The organism is Achromobacter sp. DH1f (genome assembly GCF_000633435.1).
In the GTDB taxonomy this organism is placed as follows: domain Bacteria; phylum Pseudomonadota; class Gammaproteobacteria; order Burkholderiales; family Burkholderiaceae_B; genus Achromobacter; species Achromobacter deleyi.
In genome coordinates, this window is the sequence record NZ_AYMF01000080.1 from 1 (window position 1) to 5,811 (window position 5,811).

Annotated in this window: 5 protein-coding genes; all 5 read right to left on the bottom strand. The window is 69.2% G+C overall.

All coding sequences use genetic code 11. The features are described from left to right. Positions 1–36: 36 nt before the first annotated feature. Positions 37–930 (bottom strand): transporter, encoded by an 894-nt coding sequence (locus U858_RS0132985; RefSeq protein WP_025141341.1) that lies wholly within the window; start codon positions 928–930, stop codon positions 37–39. Further along, positions 927–2,555 carry an NAD(P)/FAD-dependent oxidoreductase gene (locus tag U858_RS0132990; RefSeq protein WP_025141342.1) on the bottom strand — a complete coding sequence of 543 codons (1,629 nt, stop codon included), beginning with the start codon at positions 2,553–2,555 and terminating at the stop codon, positions 927–929. Before U858_RS0132990 ends, U858_RS0132985 begins: the two co-directional genes overlap by 4 nt. 51 nt (positions 2,556–2,606) lie before the next feature. Further along, the gene (locus U858_RS0132995; RefSeq protein ID WP_029954732.1) at positions 2,607–3,116 is read right to left on the bottom strand and encodes a flavin reductase family protein; all 510 of its coding nucleotides are present in this window, start codon (positions 3,114–3,116) and stop codon (positions 2,607–2,609) included. Further along, entirely contained in the window at positions 3,116–4,357 is a 1,242-nt protein-coding gene (locus tag U858_RS0133000; RefSeq protein ID WP_025141344.1) for a styrene monooxygenase/indole monooxygenase family protein, read from the bottom strand. Before U858_RS0133000 ends, U858_RS0132995 begins: the two co-directional genes overlap by 1 nt. 104 nt (positions 4,358–4,461) lie before the next feature. After that, on the bottom strand, positions 4,462–5,250 hold the full coding sequence (locus U858_RS0133005; protein WP_025141345.1) for an SDR family oxidoreductase: 789 nt from the start codon (positions 5,248–5,250) through the stop codon (positions 4,462–4,464). Positions 5,251–5,811 lie beyond the last annotated feature (561 nt).

The window sequence follows — 5,811 nt, forward strand, 5'->3', positions numbered from 1 at the left end:
GGGTCCGCTTGCCGGGCGGACCCGCCGCACGCCGCTTTAGAACGGAATGGCCAGCTTGACGTAGAGCTGCTGGCCTTCCGGCCGGTTCTTGACCTGGAATTCCTGCTGCCATTTGGCGGTGAACAGCCAGCCCCGGTCGTTCATGTAGCGCACCGACGGGCCGACGCCAAAGGCGCGGGCTCGGCCGGCGGCGCTGTTGGGGCCGTTGTCGTCGGTGACCTGCTGGAAGGCATGGCCGCCCACGCCCAGCACCCAGCCCTTGCCCACGCCCCAACCCACCGCGTAATCGGCGTGGATGGCCTGGCCCGAACGCGTGTCCGTGGCGGAATTGCGGAAGTTGAAGTCGTACATCAGCTTCAGGTCGGCATTGAAACCATCCGGACTGATGCGGCTGAGCGCGAACACCGGCTGCGCGGTCCAGTAGTTCTTGCCCAGGCTGGACGGATCGTTGCGGCTGTATTCGCCGGTGGGCGCGTACATGTCCAGCCCGACCACGTAATGCAACGATTCGGACAGGTGATAACCCAGCGCCACGCCCAGCGTCATGTCGCCCAGGCCCGTGCTGCGATAGCGCTGGCCGCCCGCCTTGAAGGTCACGTCCAGCAGCGGCGCGATGGCATGGAAAGCCAGCTGGCCGCCCAGCACCTGCTGCGGCGTCACCCAGATCAGGCGCGGGGCCAGCACGTTGACGTCGACCTTGAAGTCCGGCACCGGCAGGCGCTCGCCGTCGTTGCCGCGCAGCTTGTCGTAGCGGGCGCCGCCGCCGTAGATCAGCATGTGCACGCCGGGCGGCGGCAGCGCGCCCGACATGAAGTTCTCCAGGCCGTCCGGATAGATGCCCAAGCCGCCGCCTTCCGTGGCGTGCGCCGCGGTGCTTGCCAGCGCCAATGCCGCGGCGCAAGCCAGCCGGCGTTTCAGGTGTCTCTTCATGTTCCGCTCCTGCCCCCGCGGGGCGCGAGATGTTGCGCGACGAGATAGCCGGAACCGCCGCCCAGTCCGGGGCCCGGATGGGTGGCGGCGCCGATGTGGAAAAGATTGCGCAGCGGCGTGCGATGGCCGCGCGCGCCGTGGCCGCCGGCAAAGGGCCGCAGCCAGAAGAACTGGTCGGGCGAGCACACGCCCGCGTACGGATCGCCGCCCACCAGGTTGCAATTGAGCGATTCCAGGTCGGCCGGGCTATAGCTGCGGCGCCCGACGATGCGCGACGCCAGGCCCGGCATGACCGCTTCCAGGCGCGCCTGTACGCGGTCGGCCATGGCTTCGCGCAGCGCCTCGGTCCAGCGGCCATCGGCGGGCGGCGCGATCAGGCCGGCGGCATCGCCCTTGATGCGCACCGGCAGTTCCTGCATCTGCACCCACAGGATCCAGCCGCCGTCCGGCGCACGCGACGGGTCCACCGCCGTGGGCTGGCCGATGGCCAGCGTGGGCCGCGCGGGCAACAGGCCGTTGTTGGCCTCGGTGACCGACGCACAGACCTGTTCCATGCTGTCGGTCAGGTGCACCAGCGGCACGTGGCGCAGTTCCGGCGTCAGCCAATCGGGCGGCGCGTTCAACGCGAAATGGATCTGCATGCCGCCGCGGCCATGGCGATAGCCGGCGGCGCGCTGGCGCACGGGTTCGGGTGCGTCCGGCAACAATGTGCCGTAGAGCTGGCCGGGCACGACGTTGCACACCACCGCCTCGGTCGCGCGGAACTCGCGGCCCCCTGCCCGCACGCCCACCGCGCGGCGACGCCGGCCTTCGCCCTGGGTCAGCACGCGTTCGACCGTGGTATGGGTCAGCAGCCGGCCGCCGTGCTGTTCGATCACCTTGGCCAGCGCATCCACCACGCCTTGGCTGCCGCCCTTGACCACCGGCATGCCGCCGGCCACCACCGCGGCAAAGGTCAGCTTGCCGATCAGCGCCGAGCAGGCATCGTCCGGGCCCAGGCCGGTGTGCAGCACCCAGGGCGCGATCAGGGCGCGCGCGCCATCGGACTGCAGCTCACGCTCGGACCAGCGGCGAAAACTCTCCAGGGAATCGGCGGCAAAGCCCAGCAGCCCGTCCAGGCCGCGCCGGCGCCATTCCTTGAACAGCAGCTTGAGCATGCCGGCCCCGTAGGGGTTCTGGCCCAGCAAGCCGAAGGTCAGCGCCGCGTCTTGCCCGAACAGGCGCTGCGCCATGGCGCCAAAGGCCTGGCCGTCGCCTGGCGCCCAGGCGTCCAGCCGGCGCACGCTGTCTTCGATGTCCTGCTTCAGGGCCACGCCGCTGCCGTCCGGCCGCACCAGGCCGGTGGTGTAGCCGCACTGGGCGAATTCCAGGCCGGCAGCCTGCAAGGCGGGTTTGAGCGCCGCATAGGCCGGGCTGCCGACGAACAGCGGATACCAGCTGGACAGCACGTCGTGGCGATAGCCGGGGAACAGTTCCTCGGTACGGATGCAGCCGCCCAGGCGGTCGTTGCGTTCCAGCACCAGCACCGATTTGCCGCGCTGCGCCAGCAAGGCGGCGCACACCAGCGAATTCATGCCGCTGCCCACCACGATGATCTGGGGGTCGGCCGTTGAAGGTTGGGTCATGGGGGAATCAGTTCGGTTGCGTCAGGGTCGGGGCGTCGTTGGGGCGGCGCGTCAATTCGGTTGCAGCAATTCGGTGAACCGGCCCGCGTGGAACACCAGCGGCGTGGCGGCCACGCTGGCCACGCGCAGCACCCGGCCGAACAGCAGCAGGTGGTCGCCCGCCGGGCTTTGCTGGTCGTTGGCGCAGACCAGCGTGGCCACCGCGCCGACAATGGCGGGCACGCCCTCGGGCACTTCATGCAGCGCGGTGCCGTCGAACTTGTCCGGCACCGCCGGGTCGGCAAAGCGCCGCGCCAGCGCTTCCTGGCCGCAGGCCAGCACGCTGATGGTGAAATGGCGGCAATCACGAAACGCCGCCAGGTTGGGCGAGCGGTTCACCAGGCTCCACAGCACCAGCGGCGGGTCCAGCGACAGCGACGCGAACGAATTGATGGTCAGCCCGACGTTGCGGCCGTCCGGACAACGCGTGGCCACGATGGCCACGCCGGTCGGGTAACTGCCCAGCACGCCGCGCAGGACCTTGGGGTGCAGGTCGGTGCTGCCCCAGTCCAGGGCCGCCATCACGCCGCCGCCCGCGGCGACTTGGCGGCGATGAAGGCCTCGCACGCCGCCGGATCGCTCCACCACGGAAAGAAACTGGGCGGATGGTTAAAGCCATTGGCCACGGCGTGGGCCAGGTCGGGCGCATCCCCGGCGGCCTGCAGCAACTGCAAGAGGTGCGGCGGCGGGGGCAGCAGCATCGAGTTGGTCCAGTCGACCACCGCGCTGGCGTAGTCCCAGAAGCGCTCGAAGGTCTGCTGCATCCACTGCGCCGTGAATTCACCGTCGCCGTGCGCCAGGATCGCGTCCAGGTAGACGGCGCAGGCCTTGGTGGCATTGTTCGAGCCCTGGCCGGTGATCGGGTCGTTGGTGACCACGGCATCGCCCAGGCCGAACACCAGCCGGCCCGAGGGCAGCGTCATCACTGGCTTGCGCACGGTGGGCGCGAAGCTGCCGGCCAGGATGCCGTTGGCGTCGGTCAGTTCCACCGACCCGCAGCGCTCGGCCTCCCACGGCAGGAAGGTGTGCAGAATGTTCAGGCTTTGCAGCAGGTGTTCCTGCGGGGTCTTGAGGTCGCGCCAGCAATCCATGGGGCCGCCGGGCACGCCTTCGAACACCATGATTTCGCAGGGGCCGCCGGTGGTCAGCGCGGGAAACACGAAATATTCGCCCACGCCGGGAATCAGGTTGAAGGCCACGCGCGAGAATTCTGGCGCCGGCTTCATGCCGAACACATAGGTCAGCGCCAGGGCGCGCTGCGGCTTGTCAAAGCGCGAGCGGGCAACATCGCGCTCGAACAGCTTGACGACATCGCCCTTGCCGGCGGCCAGCAGCACCAGGTCGTGCGAGGCGGCCAGGATTTCCAGCTCGGCCACGCCGCCGTCCTGGATCAGCAGGCGGCCGCCGCGGGCCGCAAACAATTCCATCCAGGCGGGCATCTTGATGCGCTGGTCCACCGCCTGCGCGGGCCGGTCCAGGCGCGCGGCCCAGTCGATCAGCTTGTGGCCGGGGCGTTCGGGGTGCGGCACGGCCAGGCCGATGCCTTCCACGGGCGGGCACTGGGCCTCCCACTGGTTCAGGCCCAGGTCACGCTCGACCTGCAGCGAGGCATCGAACATGCATTGGCTGGACATGACCTTGCCCTGGCGGATGTTGTCCGGTTCGCGGTTGGTGACCACGGTGACCTCGTAGCCTTTGTCCAGCAGGCCCAGGGCCAGGGGCAGACCGGCCTGCCCTCCTCCGACGATGGCGATTCGACGCATGGGGTGTTCTCCTGTTTGGGTGCGGGTCCGCCGCGGTGGCGGACCGTTGCATGGGGTCGGGTGCGCCCGGCTTGGCCTGGCGCGGGATGAGGGTGGATCGCGCCTTATTCGGCCAGGCGCGGGATGGCGGGACGGGCCTGTTCGGGGCCCATGGCGGAATAGCCGCCGTCGGCGGCGTAGTCGGCGCCGGTGACGACGCTGGCGTGTTCGGACAGTAGAAAGGCCACGACCTCGGCGACTTCGGCGGGGTCGCCGACGCGGCCCAGCAGGTGATAGTCGGCGGCCACGCGATCGGTCTTGGCGCGGTCGCCACCGGTGATTTCGTCCATGACGCGAGACCAGGTCCAGCCGGGCGAGACGGAGTTCACGCGGATGCGGTCGGCGGCGTAGTCCATGGCGAGGCTGCGGGTGACTTGCAGCATGGCGGCCTTGGACACGGGATAGAGCCAGCGGCCGGTCTGGGCAACGCGCGACGAGATGCTGGTGAAGTTGACGATGGCGCCGCCGCCTGCGGCCACAAGGTGCGGGTGAACGGCGCGCGCGGCCATGACGGCGCTGACGACGTTGATGTCCAGGGCGCGCAGCCAGTCGGCGCGGCCGGACGCGGCGCCGTCATCCAGGTAGGTGGCGGCCAGGTTGACGAGGAAGTCGATGCGGCCGAAGTGGGCGGCGGCATCGGCAACGCCGCGGGCAAGCTGGGCGTCGTCGGTGATGTCGACGGGCCAGAAGCGGATGCCGTCGGGGTCGGTGGCGGCCAGGCGTTCGCCGCCGGCGGTGTCGATGTCGAAGACGGCGACGCGTACACCGTAGGCGCGCAAGGCGGCAACGACGCCGGCGCCGATGAGCGTGGCGCCACCGGTGACGATGGCGGTTTTGTGAGCCAGACCTTTCATGGGAAGACCTCGTGTAGGGCGGGATGACGAGGCGGATGGTGGCTGGGTTGTGGCTAGGGGCGTTATCCGGATTTGGCGTTGGGTATCCGGGGGGTGCGGGGGAATGGGGGGAGTTGAGGTTTTTGAGGGGGGATTGTCCGGGGGGTGCGGTGGGTATCCGGATTTGGCTGGGGTTGTGGGGGGAGTTGCAGATTCGTAGTACTACTTTTGTGCGGTTTTAAAACCTCTTAGGTGATTTATTGAATTATGTGTTGGTGAGATGTGGCTTGCGGAGACGGGGCTTGCGGAGATGTGGGCTTCGTGGGCCGCCCCTCGGGCAGCCGTCCCTGGCAGCGAGCGCCCACGATTGCGGTCCGGAGCCTTCGCTCCGGACTGCCCCGTCGTCATCTTCGTTGTCGCCTTCGGCGCCTGCCTTCAGATTCCCTCGGGCGCATCGAGGTTGCTCGCTGCCAGGGACGGCTGCCCGAGGGGCTACGTCGTGCCAGGGGGTTGCGGTGCTGGACCTGTGGTCAGGGAATGGGATTTGCGGGGTCGCCGAATCGCGGCCGCGCGGGCGGCCAC